Source organism: Pseudomonas sp. AA-38, assembly GCF_029457475.1.
GTDB lineage: Bacteria > Pseudomonadota > Gammaproteobacteria > Pseudomonadales > Pseudomonadaceae > Aquipseudomonas.
Genome location: NZ_CP120359.1, coordinates 3,615,633 through 3,635,718, shown reverse-complemented (window position 1 = coordinate 3,635,718; position 20,086 = coordinate 3,615,633). Strand labels below are relative to the sequence as shown.

Here is a 20,086-nt window from a genome sequence, read left to right as displayed (position 1 = left end):
CGATGAGCCTCAGCCGCGCCAAGCGCCTGCAGCCGGTGGTGGAAATGGCCGAGAAGGCCGAGCGCGAAGCGGCCCGCCAACTTGGCCACTGTCAGGGCCTGGTGAGCCAGGCCGAAGCCAAGCTCGGCGAACTGGAACGCTTTCGCGGCGACTACCAGCAGCAGTGGATCAGCGAGGGCAGCAAGGGTGTTTCCGGGCAGTGGCTGATGAACTATCAGCGCTTTCTGGCGCAGCTGGAAACCGCCATCGGCCAGCAGAACCAGAGCCTGGATTGGCACCGCGCCAATCTGGACAAGGCTCGGGGCATCTGGCAACAGCGCTACGCCCGACTCGAAGGGCTGCGCAAGCTGGTGCAGCGCTACCGCGACGAGGCCCGCCAGGCCGAGGATCGGCGTGAGCAGAAGTTGCTCGACGAGCTGGCGCAACGCCTGCTCGATGGCCGCGAGCGCTGAGCCTAGCAGGCTGTTGAAAAACTACCTCGGCTCGGGCTTCCTGCGTCGCTCTACCTCCTGCATCCATGCAGTCGTGCGTTGATAATACTGCGTTAAAAACAGGTTCATCGCACTTTCAGTGGGGAATGCCTGGTTGACACCGGACTGGCAAGTTTGTGTGGGGGCTTGTTGCTTGTTCGGGTGCTTGTTCCGGATTGCCGCGTTTTTGTTGATGTCTCTGGTTTCGCCCTCCCGGGCGAGTCACTTTTGTAGGGCAAAAGTAACCAAAACCCTCCGCCCGATCATCCGGCCCTCGCTGCGCGAGGGTTCGCTCACTCCATCGCCGCTCCAGAGGCCCGCCACGGTGGGCCATCCCTGGCCCATCGTGGCTCTCGCGACATCCATGTCGCTCGACCTCTTCCACGACGATTCCGTTCGCCCTCCTGGGCGGGCTCTGCACGCGCCTGAACCTGCGGTAACCCAGAATTAGCGTGGAGTGCTTGAACATGGGTCAGCCGTAGGGCTGACCGGGATGCCGGCTGAAACTACGCGAATGAAAGTTTTGATTTAACCCGACACTTCACCGCTACCAGAACACTCCGTCTATACCTTGAAATACCAATTCGTTCAGTCGCGCGAATGGCCCCTTCAGGAGGGTGAGTGGGAATCGTTGCGTAGAGGGTTGAGCGGCATGGATGCCGCGAGAGCCGCGATGGGCAAGGGATGGCCCTTCGCGGCGGGCCCTCGGAGTAACGATGGAGCGAACGAACCCCGGCGAAGCCGGGGCCGGATGGCGGGGCCAAGCCTTTTTGCCTTCTTTTGTGGCGTTTGACAAAAGAAGGTCGCCGGGGGGCGAAACGGGAGATATCAACTAAACGCCGATAAGCAGCTTTACACCGAAAACGAAAGCACACTCACACAAACTTGCCAGTCCGGTATCAAGACTGACTTTCCCGAGATTCCGTGAAGAACCTCAAAAATGCTCATTTACAGCACGTAACCCCGAGTGCGGGCCCAGTGCTTTTTGACTCACTGCGCTCGCCCTTCGGGCCAGCCTGCCTCGGCTTGGGCTTCCTGCGTCGCTCTACCTCCTGCATCCATACAGTCGCCGCCTACGTTATTCAACGGTCTGCTAGGGTCTGTTGCCGTTTCGCGCTGCGAGGCCTGGAGGCTGTCAAACAAAACGCTTGCCTGTCATCCTCTCCAGCCGATAAACCGGCTAAGCTGAGAACAGTTTTGTGATAAGGAACCCGGTATGAGCATTACCTCGCAAGCATCGGCCGACGGCCAGGAGCTGACCATCACCATTCGCGGGCGTTTCGATTTCGCCTCGCATCAGGAGTTTCGCGATGCCTACGAGCGCGTCAGCATTACGCCTAAACGCTATCTGGTGGATCTGAAGGAAACCAGCTATCTGGATAGCTCCGCGCTTGGCATGCTGCTGCTGTTGCGCGATCACGCCGGTGGCGACTCGGCGCAGATCCGCCTGCTCAACTGCAGCGGCGACGTGCGCAAGATCCTCGCCATCTCCAATTTCGAGCAACTCTTCCAGATCGGCTGACCATGCCTGAGCGTCTGTCCATCCTGATCGCTGAGGACAACGCAGCCGATCGCATGCTGCTGTCGACCATCATCAGCCGTCAGGGGCATCGCGCGCTCACCGCCAGCAACGGCCTGGAGGCCGTCGCGTTGTTCGAGCAGGAGCGTCCGCAGCTCGTCCTGATGGACGCGCTGATGCCGGTGATGGACGGTTTCGAGGCGGCGCGGCGGATCAAGCAGCAGGCCGGCGACGCGCTGGTGCCGATCATCTTCCTCACCTCTCTGACCGAGAACGAGGCCCTGGTGCGTTGCCTGGAGGCAGGCGGCGACGATTTTCTCGCCAAGCCCTACAATCGGGTGATTCTCGAAGCCAAGATCAAGGCCATGGATCGTCTGCGGCGCCTGCAGGCCACCGTGCTTGAGCAGCGCGACATGATCGCCAGGCACAACGAGCAGCTCCTGCACGAGCAGCGCGTGGCCAAGGAGGTCTTCGATCGGGTGGCGCATGCCGGTTGCCTCAACGCCCCCAATATTCGTTACCTGCAATCACCCTATGCGCTGTTCAACGGCGACCTGCTGCTGGCCGCCTATACGCCCTCCGGGGGCATGCATGTGATGCTCGGCGATTTCACCGGGCATGGGCTGCCGGCAGCTATCGGCGCCATGCCGCTGGCCGAAGTCTTCTATGGCATGACGGCCAAGGGCCATGCCCTGGCCGAAGTGCTCCGCGAGATCAATGCCAAGCTCAAGCGCATCCTGCCTGTCGGCGTGTTCTGTTGCGCCACGCTGCTGCATATCGGCAGCCAGCGCAGGATGCTGGAGGTATGGAACGGCGGTCTGCCGGATGGTTATCTGCTGCATGGCGATGGGCGGCCGCATCAGGTGCTGGCATCACGTCACCTGCCGCTGGGCATTCTCGAACCAGCGGCTTTCATCGACCGCTGCGAGGTGTACCCGCTGCAGCCGGACGATCGCATCTTCCTGCTCACCGATGGTGTGCTGGAGGCCAGTGATCGCCAAGGGCAACTGTTCGGTGAAAGCCGTTTGCTCGGGGTGCTGGAGGCCAACCGGCAGCCCGATGCCCTGTTCGAGGAAATCCAGGAGGCCCTGGCCGCCTTCCGCGGCGAGCAACGCGATGACGTCAGCATGCTGCAGGTCGGCCTCGACGAGGACGAAGCGCGGCCGCATTCGCTGGCCTTTGCCGATTCCGGGCAGAGCAGCCCGTTGAACTGGTCGGCCCGCTTCGAGTTTCGTGCACAGAGTCTACGTCATTCCAATCCCTTGCCTTACCTCTTGCAACTGCTGATGGAAGTGCAGGCGCTACGGCCGCGCGGCGGGGAAATCTACACGGTGCTGACCGAACTCTATTCCAACGCCCTGGAGCATGGCGTGATGGGCCTGGATTCGGCGCTCAAGCGTGACGCCAGCGGTTTTGCCGAGTATTACCGTGAGCGCCGCCTGCGCCTGATGCAACTGCAGGAAGGCTATGTGCGTTTCCACCTGCAGTTGTGCCCGCAGGACGGCGGTGGGCGCCTGATCGTGCGGGTCGAGGACAGTGGGCCGGGTTTGCCTGACATGCTGCCGCCAGCGACCCCGGATTCTGCGCTATGTGGGCGTGGTCTGGCGCTGGTGCGCGAGTTGAGCGATGTCTGCTACTGGGATCGGCAAGGGATCAGCGTGGAGTTTTGCTGGGTCGCTGAGGCATAATCCGCCGGGCTGTCGTTCATGGAGTGACTCAGTAGTGTCCGATATTCATCTAGATGACGCGGTGCTTGCGTCCCTGCAGGACATCATGGAAGGCGAATATCCCTCGTTGCTCGATACCTTCGTGGTCGACTCCGAAGAGCGCCTGCGCCTGATCCGTCAGGCCGAGCAGCGTGCCGATGCCCAGGCATTGCGCCTGGCTGCCCATAGCTTCAAGGGAAGCTGTAGCAACATGGGGGCGCCCATGCTGGCGGGGCTGTGCAAGCAGCTCGAAGATGCCGGCCGGCGCGAGGCGTTGGAGCTGGCGCCGGAGCTGATCGAGCAGATCGAGCGTGAGTTCGCCATCGTGCGCATCCTGCTCAAGCGCGAACGTCAACGTTATCGTCCCTGATCCCCGAAGCGGCCGAGAGGCCCATGTGCGCCTGTTCATGCGCAGTTGGCCCGTCCTTTGCTCTGATACCGTCACGACCCAACAGACGGAGAGCGTCCATGCCTGTGATGCCCGAACCACTCCTGCAGGCTGCGCCTGAGGTAAAGAACAGAGCCAAGCCCCCGGCGAGAGCGCCGGAGCCCAGCAAGAACGAGCCTTCCAGCTTCGACAAGGTGTATGCCAAGGAGCGCCAGACGCAAGCCGGCGAGCGCAACGTCGAGGCCAGGAAGTCCTCCGATGCGCGCGCGCCATCCAGCAAGGATGAGGCTGAACCGGCAAAAGCCAGCGATGCCGAGCAGCCCGAGGTTGCCGCCGACGGCAAGACCTTGCCGGCCGAGGACGAGTCGAAGGAGACGCTCGATCCGTTGCTGGCCATGGCCCTCACCGGCACGGCGCCGCAGCCCAGCGAAGAGCCGTTGCCCACTGCGGACGCAGAGGGCGATGCCTTGCCGACCCTGCTGATCGATGGCACCAAGGAGGCCAAGGTGAGCACCGACCTCACGGCCCAGGCCGCCGCCGAGTCCGAAACCGACGGCGAGACGCTCGATGCCATGGTTCGCTTGCAGCCGCAACTGGAAGAGCAGGCCAAGACGCAGGCGACGGTGCAACCCGATACCCAGGCCAAGGCCGCGCGTACGGCCAGCAGCACGGATTTCGCGGCTGCCATGGCCAGCATGGGCAAGCAGCAGGCCGAGACGAGCCCGGAAGGGGAGGAGCCGGCCCTGGAGGTCGGTCTCGAGAAGAGCGCCAGCGATCTGCTGGAAAGCCTCAAGGAGAGCGCCCAGCCCAATCGCCCGGATCAGTTCGTCAGCAAGCTCTCGGCGCTGACCCAGGCGATCAATCAGCAGAGCGGGGTGGCCACGCGCGTGCCGGTGGTGCCGGGTCAGCCGGTGGCGATGAACCAGGGCGGCTGGAGCGAGGCGGTGGTGGACAAGGTGATGTGGATGTCCAGCCAGAACCTCAAGTCGGCGGAGATCCAGCTCGATCCTGCCGATCTCGGGCGTCTCGAGGTGCGCGTGCACATGTCTCAGGACGCCGCTCAGGTCACCTTCGCCAGCCCCAACGCGGCTGTGAGGGAAACTCTGGAAGGGCAGATGCATCGCCTGCGTGACATGTTTGCTCAGCAAGGCATGAACCTGGCAGACGCCAACGTTTCCGATCAGTCGCTCAACCGTGGCTGGCAGGGGCAGGCGCAAGGCGACGAGCGTTCAGGGTCGAGGCGAGGGGACGGCCTCATGGGCGGCGGTGACGAGCTGATCTCAGGCGTGCCGCAGGAGATTCGTAGCGAGCGTACGAGCATGGGCCGCGGGCTGGTGGACTACTACGCCTGAAGACCAGGCGGCCCCTGCCGGCTGGATTACACGGCCGCACGGAACCGTCGTTGTGAAGACGCGCCGTGCGTGAAGCGGCAACAGACCCTAGACTGACAAGCGCCCGAGTGTTCGCAAGATCACTCGGGCGCATGCATTTTGGATGACAGCAGGCCGCTGGCGCTGTTAAATCCGCAGCCCAAGGTTGGACAACAGGCCTCACAGGCTGGCATAACACTTGCTCCCAACCCATTGATTGCAGAAAGAACCTCGATAGCGACGGATTATTGGCATGGCTAAGAAAGAAGCAGCACCAGCCGAGGACGGGCAACCCGGCGGCAAGAGCAAGCTCAAGCTCATCATTCTCATCGTCGTGGTTCTGCTGCTGGCCGTTGGCCTTTCCATCGGGGGTACCTGGTTCTTCCTGAGCAAGGACAAGAAGGCCGAGGAGCCCGCGCACGAGGATGCGGCCGCTGCGGCTGCGCCGGTGCATCAGCCGGCGATCTATCAGGATCTGCAGCCGGCGTTCGTGGTGAACTACAACGTCGATGGGCGCACCCGCTATCTGCAGGTGAGCATGGCCCTGATGGGGCGCGATGCCGCTGGCATGGAGAAGCTCAAGAGCAATGTGCCGGTGTTACGCAACCGCCTGGTGATGCTGCTGTCCGGCCAGGACTTCAAGGCCCTGCAGACGCCGCTGGGCAAGGAGATGCTCCTGCAGCAGGCACTGGCCAGCGTGCAGGAAGTGGCGCAGAAGGAAACCGGCAGCACCGTGGTCGAACAGGTGCTGTTCACCAATTTCGTATTGCAGTAAGCGGGAGTCATCATGGCCGTTCAGGATCTGCTTTCCCAGGACGAGATCGACGCGCTACTCCACGGTGTGGACGATGGCCTGGTCGATACCGAGGATGCAGCCGAACCGGGCAGCGTCAAACAGTACGACCTGACCAGCCAGGATCGCATCGTCCGTGGGCGCATGCCGACTCTGGAGATGATCAACGAGCGCTTCGCTCGCTACACCCGCATCAGCATGTTCAACCTGCTGCGTCGCTCGGCGGATGTCGCCGTCGGCGGGGTACAGGTGATGAAGTTCGGCGAGTACGTGCACTCGCTGTACGTACCCACCAGCCTCAATCTGGTGAAGATGAAGCCGCTGCGTGGCACCGGGCTGTTCATTCTCGACGCCAAGCTGGTGTTCAAGCTGGTGGACAACTTCTTCGGTGGCGACGGCCGCCACGCCAAGATCGAAGGGCGCGAGTTCACCCCCACTGAGCTGCGCGTGGTGCGCATGGTGCTCGATCAGGCCTTCGTCGACCTGCGCGAGGCCTGGCACGCGGTCATGGACATCAACTTCGAGTACGTCAACTCCGAGGTCAACCCGGCGCTGGCCAACATCGTCAGCCCCAGCGAGGTGGTGGTGGTGTCCACCTTCCACATCGAGCTGGACGGCGGCGGTGGCGATCTGCACGTCACCATGCCTTATTCGATGATCGAGCCGATCCGCGAGATGCTCGACGCCGGTTTCCAGTCCGACGTCGACGCTCAGGACGAGCGCTGGATCAAGGCGCTGCGCGAGGACATCCTTGACGTCAGCGTGCCGCTGGGGGCCACCGTGGCGCGACGTCAGTTGAAGCTGCGCGATATCCTGCACATGCAGCCCGGTGACGTGATCCCGGTGGACATGGCGGATAACATCGTGATGCGTGCCAATGGCGTGCCCACCTTCAAGGTCAAGCTGGGCGCGCACCGTGGCAATCTGGCCCTGCAGGTGCTGGAGCCGATCGAACGACCGCGCTGATGGGCACGGTTTCTCAGGCCGGTCTGCATAGGCAGACCTGACCCCGACAGATTTCAAACAGATTCAGGAGCCAGGCGAGGAACTACCATGGCAGACGAAGAAAACACTTCCCCCGAAGAGCAGGCGCTGGCCGACGAGTGGGCAGCAGCCCTGGCCGAAGCCGGCGATGCCGGCCAAGAGGACATCGATGCCATGCTCGCGGCGCAGGCGCCGCAGGAGGCTGCCAAGCCGCAAGCGCCCCGCGCGCCCATGGAAGAATTCGGCAGTGCACCGCCCACCAGTCACCTGCCGGTCAATCTGGAAGGGCCGAACCTGGACGTGATCCTGGACATACCGGTGTCCATTTCCATGGAGGTGGGCAACACCGACATCACCATCCGCAACCTGCTGCAGCTCAATCAGGGGTCGGTGATCGAGCTGGATCGCCTGGCCGGCGAGCCGCTCGACGTGCTGGTCAACGGCACCCTGATCGCCCATGGCGAAGTGGTGGTGGTCAACGAGAAGTTCGGCATTCGCCTGACCGATGTGATCAGCCCCAGCGAACGTATCAAGAAGCTGCGCTGACCATGAGCCGCCTACTCGCATTGCTGCTGTGCCTGCCCTGGGTGGCGCAGGCCGCCGAGCCCGCGGCCAAGGCCATGCCGTCGGCGGGCGGTGAGCTGGCCGGGCAATTGGGGCAGATGCTGCTGGGCCTGTTGCTGGTGATCGGCCTGATCTTCGCCCTGGCCTGGTTGCTGCGCCGCGTGCAGCAACTGACGCCGCGCACTGGCCAGGTGATCAAGTTGCTGGCCACCCAGCCCCTGGGCCCACGTGATCGTCTGGTGCTGGTGCAGGTGGGCAGCGAGCAGATCCTGCTGGGCCTGTCGGCCGGGCGCATCACCCCCTTGCATGTGCTCAAGGAGCCGGTGCATCTGGCCGATGCCGAACCCGCCACCCCGGAATTCGCCCAGCGCCTGATGGAGCTGCTGGGCAAGGATCAGAAGGACAAGTCCTGATGCTGCGTTTCTTGCTGGTGCTGGTGTTGAGCCTGGCCGCTTCACTGGCGTTCGCCGCGGATCCGCCTGGCGCGAGCTCGCTGATTCAGTCAGGCAACAATCCGCTGTCGATCCCGGCCATCACCCTGTCCACCGATGCCGAGGGGCAGCAGGAGTATTCGGTCAGCCTGCAGATTCTGCTGATCATGACGGCGCTGAGTTTCATCCCGGCGTTCGTCATGCTGATGACCAGCTTCACCCGCATCATCATCGTCTTTTCCATCCTGCGCCAGGCGCTTGGGCTGCAGAGCACGCCATCGAACCAGATCCTGGTCGGCCTGGCGCTGTTTCTCACCCTGTTCATCATGGCGCCGGTGTTCGACCGGATAAACACCAATGCCCTGCAGCCCTATCTCAACGAAGAGATCATCGCCCAGGAGGCGCTGAGCCGTGCCGAGGGGCCGATACGCGACTTCATGCTGGCGCAGACCCGCGAAAGCGACCTGGCGCTGTTCGTGCGCCTGTCCAAGCGCACCGACCTCAACGGTGTCGAGGACGTGCCGCTGACCATCCTGGTGCCGGCGTTCGTCACTTCGGAGCTGAAGACCGCCTTCCAGATCGGTTTCATGATCTTCATTCCGTTTCTGATCATCGACATGGTGGTGGCCAGTATCCTCATGGCGATGGGCATGATGATGCTCTCGCCTTTGATCATTTCTCTGCCGTTCAAGATCATGCTGTTCGTTCTAGTCGATGGCTGGGCGTTGATCATGGGTACACTGGCCGCCAGTTTCGGCACCATATAGCGAGGCGTGCATGACTCCCGAGGTAGCGGTTGACCTGTTTCGCGAAGCGCTCTGGCTGATCGTGCTGATCGTAGGCCTGGCGGTGGTGCCGAGCCTGGTCGTCGGTCTGATCGTCGCCATGTTCCAGGCGGCCACGCAGATCAACGAACAGACCCTGAGCTTCCTGCCGCGCCTGCTGATCATGCTGCTGACCCTGATCTGGTCCGGCCCCTGGCTGGTCAGCCAGTTGATGGAGTACACCCAGAACCTGATCCAGAACATTCCGTACCTCATAGGCTGATGGGGCGGGCACGATGCTGGAGTTGAGCAACGCGCAGATCAGCGGCTGGATCGCCCAGTTCATGCTGCCGTTGTTTCGCATCGCCTCCATGCTGATGGTCATGCCGATCATCGGTACGCAACTGGTGCCGACCCGCGTGCGCCTGTACCTGGCGCTGGCCATCTGCGTCGTGCTGGTGCCCACCCTGCCGCCGATGCCGCAGGTGGATGCGCTGAGCTTGCGCAGTCTGCTGCTGATCGCCGAGCAGGTCATGATCGGGGTCATGCTCGGTTTCGTCTTGCAGTTGTTCTTCCACGTCTTCACCGTCGCCGGGCAGATCATCGCCATGCAAATGGGTCTGGGCTTCGCTTCCATGGTCGACCCCACCAACGGTGTATCGGTGCCGGTGCTGGGCCAGTTCATGCTGATGCTGGTGACCCTGCTGTTTCTGGCCATCAATGGCCATCTGGTGGTGCTGGAAGTGCTCGCCGAGAGCTTCGTCAGCTTGCCGCCAGGGCAGGGCCTGATGGTGCAGCACTACTGGGAGCTGGCCGGCAAGCTTAGCTGGGTGATCGGCGCCGGGCTGTTGCTCACCCTGCCGGCCGTTACCGCGCTGCTGGTAATCAACCTGGCCTTCGGCGTGATGACACGGGCGGCGCCGCAACTGAACATCTTCTCCATCGGCTTTCCGCTGACCCTGGCCATGGGCCTGGTGATCTTCTGGATCAGCCTCTCCGACTTCGGCAGCCTGTTCCAGGCCATTGCCAGTGATGCCCTGCAGCAATTGGGCGAATTCGCCCAGACGAGGTAGCCATGGCGGAAAGCGAGAGCGGCGCCGACAAGAGCGAGGAACCCACAGGCAAGCGGCTCGAAGAGTCGCGGAAAAAAGGCCAGATCGCGCGTTCCAAGGAGCTCAACACCCTGGCGGTGACCTTTGCCGGCACGGCGGCCCTGATCCTGTTCGGCGCCCAGATTGGCGGCGCCTTGCTGGATCTGATGCGCGGCACCTTCAGCCTGCCGCGCGAGGTGCTGATGCGCGAAGACAGCATGGCTCTCTACCTGCTGGCCTACGGCAAGCAGACCTTGCTGGCCCTGCAGCCCTTCTTCATCGTCCTGCTGATCGCGTCGGTGATCGGCCCCATCGGCCTGGGCGGCTGGTTGTTCTCCAGCGAGGCACTGTTGCCCAAGGGCAGTCGGATGAACCCGCTGGCGGGCCTCAAGCGCATGTTCTCGGTACAGGCGCTGGTGGAACTGCTCAAGGCCTTTGCCAAGTTCCTGGTGATCCTGGCGGTGGCCCTGCTGGTGCTGGCCACGGATCAGGACGACCTGCTGGCCATCGCCAACGAGCCGGTGGAGCCGGCGATCCTGCACAGCCTCACCGTGGTCGGCTGGAGCGCCTTCTGGTTGTCCTGCGGGCTGATCCTGATTGCGGCGGTGGATGTGCCGTTCCAGCTCTGGAGCCACAAGCAGAAGCTGATGATGACCAAGCAGGAGGTCAAGGACGAATACAAGGACTCCGAGGGCAAGCCAGAGGTCAAGGGGCGCATTCGTCAGTTGCAGCGCGAGATGGCCGAACGGCGCATGATGCAGGCCGTGCCGCAGGCCGACGTGGTGATCACCAACCCGACCCACTTCGCCGTGGCGCTGAAGTACGACCCCAACTCGGGCGGTGCCCCGGTACTGCTGGCCAAGGGCAACGATTTCATCGCCCTGAAGATTCGCGAGATCGCCAATGAGCACAAGGTCATGGTGCTCGAGTCGCCGGCTCTGGCGCGGGCGGTCTACTACTCCACCGAACTGGAGCAGGAAATTCCCGCCGGTCTTTACCTGGCCGTGGCCCAGGTGCTGGCCTATGTCTACCAGCTCCGCCAGTTCCAGGCGGGCAAGGCCAAACGCCCCGGCCCGTTGCCGGACTTGCCGATTCCCCAGGATCTGCGTAGGGATGAGTGAGCGGCAAGCTGCAAGCAAGACCCGCTTTGAGGGCGGGCGCTTTTGCTCTTTCTTGCTTGCAGCTTGAGGCTTGCAGCTTGTAGCTGCTTTTCTGGAACACTTCTTGCCCTTAGCCAATCAGGACGCAGTTTCGCGTCAAAAGTTTGATTCGGCTGGGGTAGGCAAGTGGCAGTAGATCGCGCACAAATCATCGGTGATGTTCGCAGTAATCTGGCGGGCCTGCGCCAGGGCAACCTGGGTATTCCATTGCTGCTGCTGGTGATGCTCGGCATGGTGATGCTGCCGGTGCCGGCATTTCTGCTCGACGTGCTGTTCACCTTCAGTATCGCGCTGTCGATCGTGGTGCTGTTGGTCAGTATCTACGCGCTGCGGCCGCTGGATTTCGCCGTGTTTCCCACCATCCTGCTGGCCGCCACGCTGCTGCGCCTGGCGCTGAACGTGGCCTCGACCCGGGTGGTGCTGCTCAACGGCCACGAGGGGCATGGCGCGGCGGGGCAGGTGATCCAGGCCTTCGGCGAGGTGGTGATCGGCGGCAACTACGTGGTTGGTATCGTGGTCTTCGCCATCCTCATGATCATCAACTTCGTGGTGGTCACCAAGGGTGCCGGGCGTATCTCCGAAGTCAGTGCGCGCTTCACCCTCGACGCCATGCCCGGCAAGCAGATGGCCATCGACGCCGACCTCAACGCCGGCCTGATCGACCAGGTCGAAGCCAAGAAGCGTCGTAGTGAGGTAGCCCAGGAGGCCGACTTCTACGGCTCCATGGACGGTGCCAGCAAGTTCGTCCGTGGCGATGCCATCGCCGGCCTGCTGATCCTCTTCATCAACCTCATCGGCGGTATCGCCATCGGTGTCTTGCAGCACAGCCTGCCGTTCGCCGAAGCGGGCAAGGTCTATACCCTGCTGACCATTGGTGACGGCCTGGTGGCGCAGATTCCCTCGTTGCTGCTGTCCACCGCCGCCGCGGTGATGGTGACCCGCGTATCCACCTCCGAAGACATGGGCGCGCAGGTCAATCGGCAGATGTTCGCCTCGCCCAAGGCGCTGGCGGTGGCCGCGGCCATCCTCATCGCCATGGGCCTGGTGCCGGGCATGCCGCACTTTTCCTTCATCAGCCTGGGCCTGGTAGCGGCAGGCGGCGCCTACTGGATTGCGCACAAGAACCGCAAGGTCAAGGAAGAGGAAGTCAAGGAAGTGCAGCGCCAGCAGGAGCTGCTGCCGGCGCAGAAGGCCCAGGAGGTCAAGGAACTGGGCTGGGACGATGTCACCCCGGTGGACATGGTCGGCCTGGAGGTGGGCTACCGCCTGATCCCGCTGGTCGACCGCAACCAGGGCGGGCAGTTGCTGGCGCGGATCAAGGGGGTTCGCAAGAAGCTATCGCAGGAGATGGGTTTTCTCATGCCCTCGGTGCATATCCGCGACAACCTCGACCTGGCGCCCAACGCCTACCGTCTGACCCTGATGGGTGTCAGCGTCGCCGAAGCCGAGGTCTACCCGGATCGCGAGCTGGCGATCAACCCAGGGCAGGTGTTCGGCCCGCTCAACGGGGTTGCCGCCAAGGATCCGGCATTCGGCCTGGAGGCGGTCTGGATCGACCCCAGCCAGCGCGACCAGGCGCAGTCGCTCGGCTACACCGTGGTCGATGCCAGTACCGTGGTCGCCACTCACCTCAACCAGATCCTGCACAAGCATGCCCACGAGTTGCTGGGGCACGAGGAGGTGCAGCAGCTCATGCAATTGCTGGCCAAGAGCTCGCCGAAGCTGGCCGAGGAACTGGTACCGGGGCTGGTGTCGCTGTCCACGCTGCTCAAGGTGCTGCAGGCGCTGCTGCAGGAGCAGGTGCCGGTACGGGATATCCGCACCATCGCCGAGGCCATCGCCAACGTCGCACCGAAGAGTCAAGATCCCGCCGCGATGGTGGCGGCAGTGCGCGTCTCGCTGGCCCGTGCAATCGTCCAAGGCATCGTCGGGCTTGAGCCCGAGCTGCCTGTGATCACCCTCGAGCCCAGGTTGGAACAGATATTGCTGAACAGTATGCAGAAGGCCGGTCAGGGCAGTGAGGATGGCATCCTCCTCGAACCTGGCATGGCCGACAAGCTGCAGCGTTCCCTGGTGGATGCGGCGCAGCGCCAGGAAATGCTCGGCAAACCGGTGATCCTGCTGGTGGCCGGCCCGATCCGGGCGATGCTGTCGCGCTTCGCGCGGCTGGCAGTACCCAGCATCCACGTGCTGGCTTACCAGGAAATTCCGGACAACAAGCAGGTCACCATAGTCGCCACTGTGGGCCAGAACTGAGGTAAAGGGTCATGCAGGTCAAACGCTTCTTCGCTGCCGATATGCGAACCGCCATGAAACTGGTGCGCGATGAGCTGGGCGCCGACGCTGCCATCATCGGCAACCGTCGTGTGGCCGGTGGCGTCGAGCTGACCGCTGCGCTGGACTATCAGGTCACGCCTACGCCAGTGCGGCCGAATCCGGCCCTGGAGGCCGAGCTGCGCAAGACCCAGGCACGCATCGCCAACGCCCAGGCCGAGCTGGCCACCCGTGGCGAAGAAGATGCCCTGAAAGACCGTCAACTTTTTGCCAATGACTCGCTGGTGGCGCCGGAGTTGCCGGTCACTCCGGTCAAACCGCAGCGCCCGCTGGCGGAAAAGCCTGCACCTGCTCCGAGTGTCGATCCGCGCGCGCTGGACGCCATGCGCTTCGAGCTGCACGGCCTGCGTGAGCTGATCGAAGTGCAACTGGGCAGCATCGCCTGGGGGCAGATGCAGAACCGTCGCCCACAGCAGGCCAACCTGTGGCGCCGCCTGCAACGCATGGGCCTGTCGGCCGACCTGGCGCAACTGCTGCTCGAGCGTGTGAACACCATCAACGAGCCGCGCCAGGCCTGGCGCATGATGCTGGCGCACCTGGCCCATGCGATCAAGACGCCCAAGGTCGAGCCATTGGAAGAGGGCGGGGTGATCGCCCTGGTCGGCCCGGCTGGCATGGGCAAGACCACCACGTTGGCCAAGCTGGCGGCGCGCTACGTGCTCAAGCATGGCGCCCAGCAGGTCGCCCTGGTGAGCATGGACAGTTACCGCATCGGCGCGCAGGAGCAGCTCAAGACCCTGGGGCGCATCCTTGGCGTCTCGGTGACTCAGGTCGACCCAGGGCAGTCTCTGCTGCAAGCCCTGGCGCCTGTGGCGAAGAAACGCGTGGTGCTGATCGATACCGCCGGCCTGCCAAGCAATGACCCGGCCCTGCGCCTGCAGCTCGAGAGCCTGGCCGCACGTGGACTGAAGGCAAAAAATTATCTGGTTCTGGCTGCTACCAGTCAAAACCAAGTGCTGAAAGCGGCCTACCATAGTTATAAGCGCTGCGGTCTTGCCGGCTGCATACTGACCAAGCTGGACGAGGCGGCGAGCCTGGGCGAGGTTTTGGGCCTGGCCATAGGCCAGCGTCTGCCGGTAGCCTATGTCACTGATGGGCCACGTATTCCGGATGACCTGCAGGTGCCGCGTAGCCATCAGTTGGTCAGCCGCGCCGTGAGTCTGCAAGCCGCCGAAGAGCCGAGCGAGGATGCCATGGCGCAATTGTTCGCCGGTCTTTATCAAGGAACCGCGCGGCGAGTCGGCTGACGCGCTAAAGTGTTGCAAGCCCTGCGTTTTTTCCGCAGGGACTAACGGCCGCTAGGCCAAGTCGAAGTTAGACAAGGTGTGTAGAGAACATGGGTATGCATCCCGTACAGGTGATCGCGGTGACCGGCGGCAAGGGTGGCGTCGGCAAGACCAACGTGTCGGTGAATCTGTCCATGGCCCTGGCCGATCTCGGTCGCCGAGTCATGCTCATGGACGCCGACCTGGGTCTGGCCAATGTCGACGTGTTGCTGGGGCTGACCCCCAAGCGCACCTTGGCCGACGTGATCGCCGGTGAGTGCGAGCTGCGTGAAGTACTGCTGCAAGGGCCTGGTGGCATTCGCATCGTGCCGGCAGCGTCCGGTACGCAGAGCATGGTCAACCTGTCACCGATGCAGCATGCCGGCCTGATCCAGGCCTTCAGCGACATCAGCGAGAACCTCGACGTGCTGGTGATCGATACCGCTGCCGGCATCGGCGATGCGGTGGTCAGCTTCGTTCGCGCGGCTCAGGAGATTCTCGTCGTCGTGTGCGACGAGCCCACCTCGATCACTGACGCCTACGCCCTGATCAAGCTGCTCAACCGTGACCATGGCATCAGCCGTTTCCGCGTTCTGGCCAACATGGCGCACAGTCCGCAGGAAGGTCGCAATCTCTTTGCTAAGCTGACCAAGGTGACGGATCGTTTTCTCGATGTCGCCTTGCAGTACGTCGGTGCCGTGCCCTACGACGAATGCGTACGCAAGGCGGTGCAGAAACAACGCGCCGTCTACGAGGCCTTTCCACGCTCCAAGTGTGCGCTGGCGTTCAAGGCGATCGCGCAGAAGGTCGACACCTGGCCCTTGCCAGCCAACCCGCGCGGTCATCTGGAGTTCTTCGTCGAGCGCCTGGTGAAACAACCGACTGCAGATTCGGCCGTATGACAGCAGCCTCTGGACTTCGTATGTACAACAAGGCTCAGGCGCAGGATTCCCAGTATCAGTTGATCGAGCGCTACGCGCCGCTGGTCAAGCGCATCGCCTATCACCTGTTGGCGCGCTTGCCGTCCAGCGTTCAGGTCGACGACCTGATTCAGGCCGGCATGATCGGCCTGCTCGAAGCCTCACGCAAATACGACTCCAGCAAGGGCGCCAGTTTCGAGACGTTCGCCGGTATTCGCATCCGTGGCGCCATGCTCGACGAGGTGCGCAAGGGGGATTGGGCGCCGCGTTCGGTGCACCGCAACAGCCGCATGGTCAGCGATGCGATCCGCGCCGTGGAGGCCAGAACGGGGCGAGACGCTAAAGATCACGAGGTTGCGGCCGAACTCCAATTGAGTCTGGAAGATTACTACGGCATCCTTGGCGACACTTTGGGCAGCCGCCTGTTCAGTTTCGACGACCTGCTGCAGGACGGCGAACACGGCGGGTTGCATGAAGAAGCCGGGCACACCCACCTCGAACCTTCGCGGGATCTCGAAGATGAACGTTTCCAGGCGGCTTTGGCCAACGCCATTGCCGGCTTGCCGGAGCGTGAACGTCTGGTGCTGGCGCTGTATTACGATGAAGAACTGAACCTGAAGGAAATCGGTGAAGTGCTTGGCGTCAGTGAGTCGCGAGTCAGTCAGATTCATAGTCAGTGTGCGGCGCGTTTGCGCTCGCGCCTGATGGAATGGCGGGCGGGTTGAGGCAGAAGCAACGATATTGCTGGGCCGGTTTCACGATTAGAAGGCGTATTTGCAAGCGCAATACGTTTGGGACTGTACGGAGGTCGACTTGGACAAGAACATGAAAATCCTCATCGTTGACGATTTCTCGACGATGCGACGGATCATCAAGAACCTCTTGCGTGATTTGGGCTTTACCAACACGGCGGAGGCTGATGACGGTACGTCGGCGTTGCCCATGCTGCAAAGCGGCAGCTTCGACTTTCTGGTGACCGACTGGAACATGCCCGGCATGACCGGCATCGACCTGCTGCGCGCGGTGCGCGCCGACGAGCGCCTCAAGCATCTGCCGGTGTTGATGGTCACGGCCGAGGCCAAGCGTGACCAGATCATCGAAGCCGCTCAGGCCGGTGTGAACGGCTACGTGGTCAAACCCTTCACCGCCCAGGTGCTGAAGGAAAAGATCGAGAAGATCTTCGAGCGGGTCAACGGCTGATGTCGGCCGCGAGGGTGCTATGGAACACGATGATTCCACACTGGGCGAACTCGAGTCGTCCCTGAAGAAAAATGCCCGCGAATTGGTCGATAGCCTCGAAAGAGGCAATTTCGGCAATGCGGTGCAACTGATCAACGAACTGAACAAGGTTCGTGACCGTGGCTTGTATCACGAAGTCGGCAAGCTGACCCGCGAACTGCACAATGCCATCGTCAATTTCCAGCTCGATCCACGCATGCCGCATGCCAAGGAGCTGTCGCAGATCGCCGACGCCACCGAGCGCCTGAACTACGTGGTCACCATGACCGAGCGGGCGGCCAACCGCACCATGGATCTGGTCGAGCAGAGCGCGCCTCTGGTCAATGACCTGGCCGATGAAGCGCAGAGCCTGGGTGCCGAGTGGGGCCGCTTCATGCGCCGTGAAATCGGTGCCGACGGTTTCCGTGAGCTGGCCAAGCGCATCGAGCTGTTCCTCGCGCGCAGCGAGCGTGATGGCAACAAGTTGTCCAGCCATCTCAACGACATCCTGCTGGCGCAGGACTACCAGGATCTCACTGGTCAGGTGATCAAGCGTGTCACTCAACTGGTTACCGAGGTCGAGAGCAATCTGCTCAAGCTGGTACTGATGGCCAGCTCGGTGGATCGCTTCGCCGGCATCGAGCATGACCACGAAGTACTGCGTGCCGAACAACAGAAACAGAAAGCGCCATCTCATGGTGAAGGTCCGCAGATTCATGCCGATAAGCGTGATGATGTCGCCTCCAGTCAGGACGATGTCGACGACCTGCTGTCCAGTCTTGGATTCTAAGGAGCACCCCCATGAGCTTCGGCGCCGATGAAGAGATTCTCCAGGACTTCCTGGTAGAGGCCGGAGAGATTCTCGAGCAGTTGTCCGAGCAGTTGGTCGAACTGGAAAGTCGACCGGATGACATGAGCCTGCTCAATGCCATCTTCCGTGGCTTCCACACCGTCAAGGGTGGCGCGGGCTTCCTCCAGCTCCATGAGCTGGTGGAGTGCTGCCACATTGCCGAGAACGTTTTCGACATCATGCGCAAGGGCGAGCGCCGCGTCGATGCCGAGCTGATGGACGTGGTGCTGGCTGCGCTGGATGCGGTCAACGGCATGTTCAACCAGGTACGTGAGCGTACCGAGCTGACCCCGGCCTCGCCCGAGCTGTTGGCGGCACTGGCACGCCTGGCCGAGCCAGCCGGTGCCGAGCAGGCGGCCGGCCCCGCTGCTGCCGTCGAAGAGGTGACGCAACCTGAGCCGGAACCCGAGCCCGAGCCTGTCGCAGCGGCGCCGGCCTCTTCCGATATCACCGACAGCGAGTTCGCCCAGTTGCTCGATGCCCTGGGCGAGGAGGCGGCTGCCGAGTCGCCGGCAGCCGCCTCGAGTGCCAGCGATGAAATCACCGACGACGAGTTCGAGTCGCTGCTCGATCAGTTGCACGGCAAGGGCCAGTTCTCCGCACCGGCAGCCGCAACTGCGCCAGCCGCCGCGGCTGCCAGTGCGCCAGCAAACGAGCCTGCCGGTGATGAAATCACCGACGACGAGTTCGAGGCACTGCTCGATCAGTTGCACGGCAAGGGGCAGTTCGCTGCGCCAGCCGCACCGGCCAGTGGTTCTGCGGCTCCGGCCAGCGAGGCTGTGCCGGCAGCCCCAGCCAGCGACGAGATCACCGACAGTGAATTCGAGTCGCTACTCGACGAGCTGCATGGCAAGGGCAAGTTCGTGCCGCCCCCCGTATCGGCGCCTGCTCCTGCGGCAAGCAAGCCAGAACCGGCCAAGCCTGCCCCGATAACGCCTGTGGCGCCCGTGGCCAAGCCTGCTGCCAAGGTCGAGCCCGCCGCCAAGAGTGAGCCCGCCGCTGCTCGTGCGTCGGCAGCGCCCGCTGCTGCCGAGAAACCCGCCAGTGAGGCCGAAACCACCGTGCGGGTCGATACCGCGCGCCTGGACGAGATCATGAACATGGTCGGCGAACTGGTGCTGGTGCGTAACCGCCTGGTGCGCCTGGGGCTCAACAGTGGCGACGAGGCCATGTCCAAGGCGGTGTCCAACCTCGATGTGGTCACGGCGGATCTGCAGACCTCGGTGATGAAGACCCGCATGCAGCCGATCAAGAAGGTGTTCGGCCGCTTCCCGCGCCTGGTGCGCGACTTGGCGCGTAACCTGAAGAAGGAAATCAACCTCGAGCTGGTAGGCGAGGAAACCGACCTCGACAAGAACCTGGTCGAGGCCCTGGCCGACCCGCTGGTGCACTTGGTGCGCAACGCCGTCGACCATGGCGTGGAAACTCCGGAAGAGCGCGAGAAGGCGGGCAAGGCCCGTGCTGGTCGCGTGGTGCTGTCGGCCGAGCAGGAAGGCGACCACATCCTGTTGTCGATCACCGATGACGGCAAGGGCATGGATGCCGACATCCTGCGTGCCAAGGCCGTGGAGAAAGGGCTGCTGGACAAGGATGCGGCCGATCGCCTCAACGAGTTCGAGTGCTACAACCTGATCTTCGCCCCGGGGTTCTCGACCAAGACCGAGATCTCCGACGTGTCCGGCCGTGGTGTCGGCATGGACGTGGTCAAGACCAAGATTTCCCAGCTCAACGGCACGGTCAACGTGTTCTCGCAGAAGGGCCAGGGCTCGAAGATCATCATCAAGGTGCCGCTGACCCTGGCGATCATGCCGACGCTGATGGTCATGCTGGACAACCAGGCCTTCGCCTTCCCGCTGGTCAACGTCAACGAAATCTTCCACCTCGACCTGTCGCGCACCAACGTGGTCGACGGTCAGGAAGTGGTGATCGTGCGCGACAAGGCTCTGCCACTGTTCTACCTCAAGCGCTGGCTGGTACCGCAGGCGTTCCAGGAGGAGCAGCGTGAGGGCCATGTGGTGATCCTCACCGTGGGCAGCCAACGCATCGGCTTCGTCGTCGACCAGTTGGTCGGCCAGGAAGAGGTGGTGATCAAGCCGCTGGGCAAGATGCTCCAGGGCACCCCGGGTATGTCCGGTGCCACGATCACGGGCGATGGCCGCATCGCGTTGATTCTCGACGTTCCGAGCATGCTCAAGCGCTACGCTCGACGTTTCTGATGGTTCGCGGCGCGGGCCGTGCCCGCGTCGTCTAGGAGAGTGT

General features: G+C 62.9%; 20 protein-coding genes. All 20 read left to right on the top strand.

What is annotated here, in order from left to right; all coding sequences use genetic code 11:
• Positions 1-2 precede the first annotated feature (2 nt).
• The 20 genes from fliJ to PVE35_RS16690 all read left to right on the top strand — a co-directional run bounded on the left by fliJ (position 3) and on the right by PVE35_RS16690 (position 20,043).
• A complete protein-coding gene (gene fliJ / locus PVE35_RS16785; protein WP_268178254.1) occupies positions 3-452 on the top strand; it encodes a flagellar export protein FliJ in 450 nt (149 codons plus the stop codon).
• 1,234 nt (positions 453-1,686) lie between these two features.
• Positions 1,687-1,992 carry an STAS domain-containing protein gene (locus tag PVE35_RS16780; RefSeq protein ID WP_268178252.1) on the top strand — a complete coding sequence of 102 codons (306 nt, stop codon included), beginning with the start codon at positions 1,687-1,689 and terminating at the stop codon, positions 1,990-1,992.
• A 2-nt stretch (positions 1,993-1,994) separates the two neighbouring features.
• The gene (locus PVE35_RS16775) at positions 1,995-3,677 is read left to right on the top strand and encodes a fused response regulator/phosphatase (protein WP_277372439.1); all 1,683 of its coding nucleotides are present in this window, start codon (positions 1,995-1,997) and stop codon (positions 3,675-3,677) included.
• A 34-nt stretch (positions 3,678-3,711) separates the two neighbouring features.
• On the top strand, positions 3,712-4,065 hold the full coding sequence (locus tag PVE35_RS16770) for an Hpt domain-containing protein (RefSeq protein ID WP_268178249.1): 354 nt from the start codon (positions 3,712-3,714) through the stop codon (positions 4,063-4,065).
• Positions 4,066-4,163: 98 nt separating this feature from the next.
• On the top strand, positions 4,164-5,435 hold the full coding sequence (locus tag PVE35_RS16765) for a flagellar hook-length control protein FliK (protein ID WP_277372438.1): 1,272 nt from the start codon (positions 4,164-4,166) through the stop codon (positions 5,433-5,435).
• Positions 5,436-5,706: 271 nt separating this feature from the next.
• A complete protein-coding gene (fliL, locus tag PVE35_RS16760; protein WP_277372437.1) occupies positions 5,707-6,228 on the top strand; it encodes a flagellar basal body-associated protein FliL in 522 nt (173 codons plus the stop codon).
• Positions 6,229-6,240: 12 nt separating this feature from the next.
• Complete coding sequence (fliM, locus tag PVE35_RS16755) at positions 6,241-7,212, top strand: flagellar motor switch protein FliM (protein ID WP_268178244.1); 972 nt, start codon at positions 6,241-6,243, stop codon at positions 7,210-7,212.
• Between the two features lie 87 nt (positions 7,213-7,299).
• On the top strand, positions 7,300-7,776 hold the full coding sequence (fliN, locus tag PVE35_RS16750) for a flagellar motor switch protein FliN (protein ID WP_277372436.1): 477 nt from the start codon (positions 7,300-7,302) through the stop codon (positions 7,774-7,776).
• Positions 7,777-7,778: 2 nt separating this feature from the next.
• Positions 7,779-8,207 (top strand): flagellar biosynthetic protein FliO, encoded by a 429-nt coding sequence (gene fliO / locus PVE35_RS16745; protein WP_268178242.1) that lies wholly within the window; start codon positions 7,779-7,781, stop codon positions 8,205-8,207.
• Complete coding sequence (fliP, locus tag PVE35_RS16740) at positions 8,207-8,992, top strand: flagellar type III secretion system pore protein FliP (protein ID WP_268178241.1); 786 nt, start codon at positions 8,207-8,209, stop codon at positions 8,990-8,992. Before fliO ends, fliP begins: the two co-directional genes overlap by 1 nt.
• Before the next feature lie 10 nt (positions 8,993-9,002).
• The gene (gene fliQ, locus PVE35_RS16735) at positions 9,003-9,272 is read left to right on the top strand and encodes a flagellar biosynthesis protein FliQ (RefSeq protein ID WP_268178240.1); all 270 of its coding nucleotides are present in this window, start codon (positions 9,003-9,005) and stop codon (positions 9,270-9,272) included.
• 13 nt (positions 9,273-9,285) lie between these two features.
• Positions 9,286-10,062, top strand: coding sequence for a flagellar biosynthetic protein FliR (gene fliR / locus PVE35_RS16730; RefSeq protein ID WP_268178239.1), 777 nt, complete (start codon positions 9,286-9,288; stop codon positions 10,060-10,062).
• Between the two features lie 2 nt (positions 10,063-10,064).
• Positions 10,065-11,201, top strand: coding sequence for a flagellar biosynthesis protein FlhB (flhB, locus tag PVE35_RS16725; RefSeq protein ID WP_277372435.1), 1,137 nt, complete (start codon positions 10,065-10,067; stop codon positions 11,199-11,201).
• Between the two features lie 165 nt (positions 11,202-11,366).
• Positions 11,367-13,496, top strand: coding sequence for a flagellar biosynthesis protein FlhA (gene flhA / locus PVE35_RS16720; protein ID WP_277372434.1), 2,130 nt, complete (start codon positions 11,367-11,369; stop codon positions 13,494-13,496).
• A gap of 11 nt (positions 13,497-13,507) precedes the next feature.
• Entirely contained in the window at positions 13,508-14,821 is a 1,314-nt protein-coding gene (gene flhF, locus PVE35_RS16715; RefSeq protein WP_277372433.1) for a flagellar biosynthesis protein FlhF, read from the top strand.
• 89 nt (positions 14,822-14,910) lie between these two features.
• Entirely contained in the window at positions 14,911-15,741 is an 831-nt protein-coding gene (fleN, locus tag PVE35_RS16710; protein WP_268178234.1) for a flagellar synthesis regulator FleN, read from the top strand.
• A complete protein-coding gene (gene fliA, locus PVE35_RS16705) occupies positions 15,738-16,484 on the top strand; it encodes an RNA polymerase sigma factor FliA (RefSeq protein WP_268178233.1) in 747 nt (248 codons plus the stop codon). Before fleN ends, fliA begins: the two co-directional genes overlap by 4 nt.
• 100 nt (positions 16,485-16,584) lie before the next feature.
• Positions 16,585-16,959: a chemotaxis response regulator CheY gene (locus PVE35_RS16700; protein ID WP_169968482.1), complete on the top strand. Its 375-nt coding sequence runs from the start codon at positions 16,585-16,587 to the stop codon at positions 16,957-16,959.
• Between the two features lie 19 nt (positions 16,960-16,978).
• Positions 16,979-17,767, top strand: coding sequence for a protein phosphatase CheZ (locus PVE35_RS16695; RefSeq protein ID WP_268178232.1), 789 nt, complete (start codon positions 16,979-16,981; stop codon positions 17,765-17,767).
• Positions 17,768-17,778: 11 nt separating this feature from the next.
• A complete protein-coding gene (locus PVE35_RS16690; RefSeq protein WP_268178231.1) occupies positions 17,779-20,043 on the top strand; it encodes a chemotaxis protein CheA in 2,265 nt (754 codons plus the stop codon).
• The last annotated feature ends 43 nt before the right edge of the window (positions 20,044-20,086 follow it).

Coding starts and splice junctions, on each gene's coding strand:
- fliJ (WP_268178254.1), top strand. CDS start 3: ATGAGCCTCAGCCGCGCCAAGCGCCTGCAGCCGGTGGTGGAAATGGCC.
- PVE35_RS16780 (WP_268178252.1), top strand. CDS start 1,687: ATGAGCATTACCTCGCAAGCATCGGCCGACGGCCAGGAGCTGACCATC.
- PVE35_RS16775 (WP_277372439.1), top strand. CDS start 1,995: ATGCCTGAGCGTCTGTCCATCCTGATCGCTGAGGACAACGCAGCCGAT.
- PVE35_RS16765 (WP_277372438.1), top strand. CDS start 4,164: ATGCCTGTGATGCCCGAACCACTCCTGCAGGCTGCGCCTGAGGTAAAG.
- fliL (WP_277372437.1), top strand. CDS start 5,707: ATGGCTAAGAAAGAAGCAGCACCAGCCGAGGACGGGCAACCCGGCGGC.
- fliM (WP_268178244.1), top strand. CDS start 6,241: ATGGCCGTTCAGGATCTGCTTTCCCAGGACGAGATCGACGCGCTACTC.
- fliN (WP_277372436.1), top strand. CDS start 7,300: ATGGCAGACGAAGAAAACACTTCCCCCGAAGAGCAGGCGCTGGCCGAC.
- fliO (WP_268178242.1), top strand. CDS start 7,779: ATGAGCCGCCTACTCGCATTGCTGCTGTGCCTGCCCTGGGTGGCGCAG.
- fliP (WP_268178241.1), top strand. CDS start 8,207: ATGCTGCGTTTCTTGCTGGTGCTGGTGTTGAGCCTGGCCGCTTCACTG.
- fliQ (WP_268178240.1), top strand. CDS start 9,003: ATGACTCCCGAGGTAGCGGTTGACCTGTTTCGCGAAGCGCTCTGGCTG.
- fliR (WP_268178239.1), top strand. CDS start 9,286: ATGCTGGAGTTGAGCAACGCGCAGATCAGCGGCTGGATCGCCCAGTTC.
- flhB (WP_277372435.1), top strand. CDS start 10,065: ATGGCGGAAAGCGAGAGCGGCGCCGACAAGAGCGAGGAACCCACAGGC.
- flhF (WP_277372433.1), top strand. CDS start 13,508: ATGCAGGTCAAACGCTTCTTCGCTGCCGATATGCGAACCGCCATGAAA.
- fleN (WP_268178234.1), top strand. CDS start 14,911: ATGGGTATGCATCCCGTACAGGTGATCGCGGTGACCGGCGGCAAGGGT.
- fliA (WP_268178233.1), top strand. CDS start 15,738: ATGACAGCAGCCTCTGGACTTCGTATGTACAACAAGGCTCAGGCGCAG.
- PVE35_RS16700 (WP_169968482.1), top strand. CDS start 16,585: ATGAAAATCCTCATCGTTGACGATTTCTCGACGATGCGACGGATCATC.
- PVE35_RS16695 (WP_268178232.1), top strand. CDS start 16,979: ATGGAACACGATGATTCCACACTGGGCGAACTCGAGTCGTCCCTGAAG.
- PVE35_RS16690 (WP_268178231.1), top strand. CDS start 17,779: ATGAGCTTCGGCGCCGATGAAGAGATTCTCCAGGACTTCCTGGTAGAG.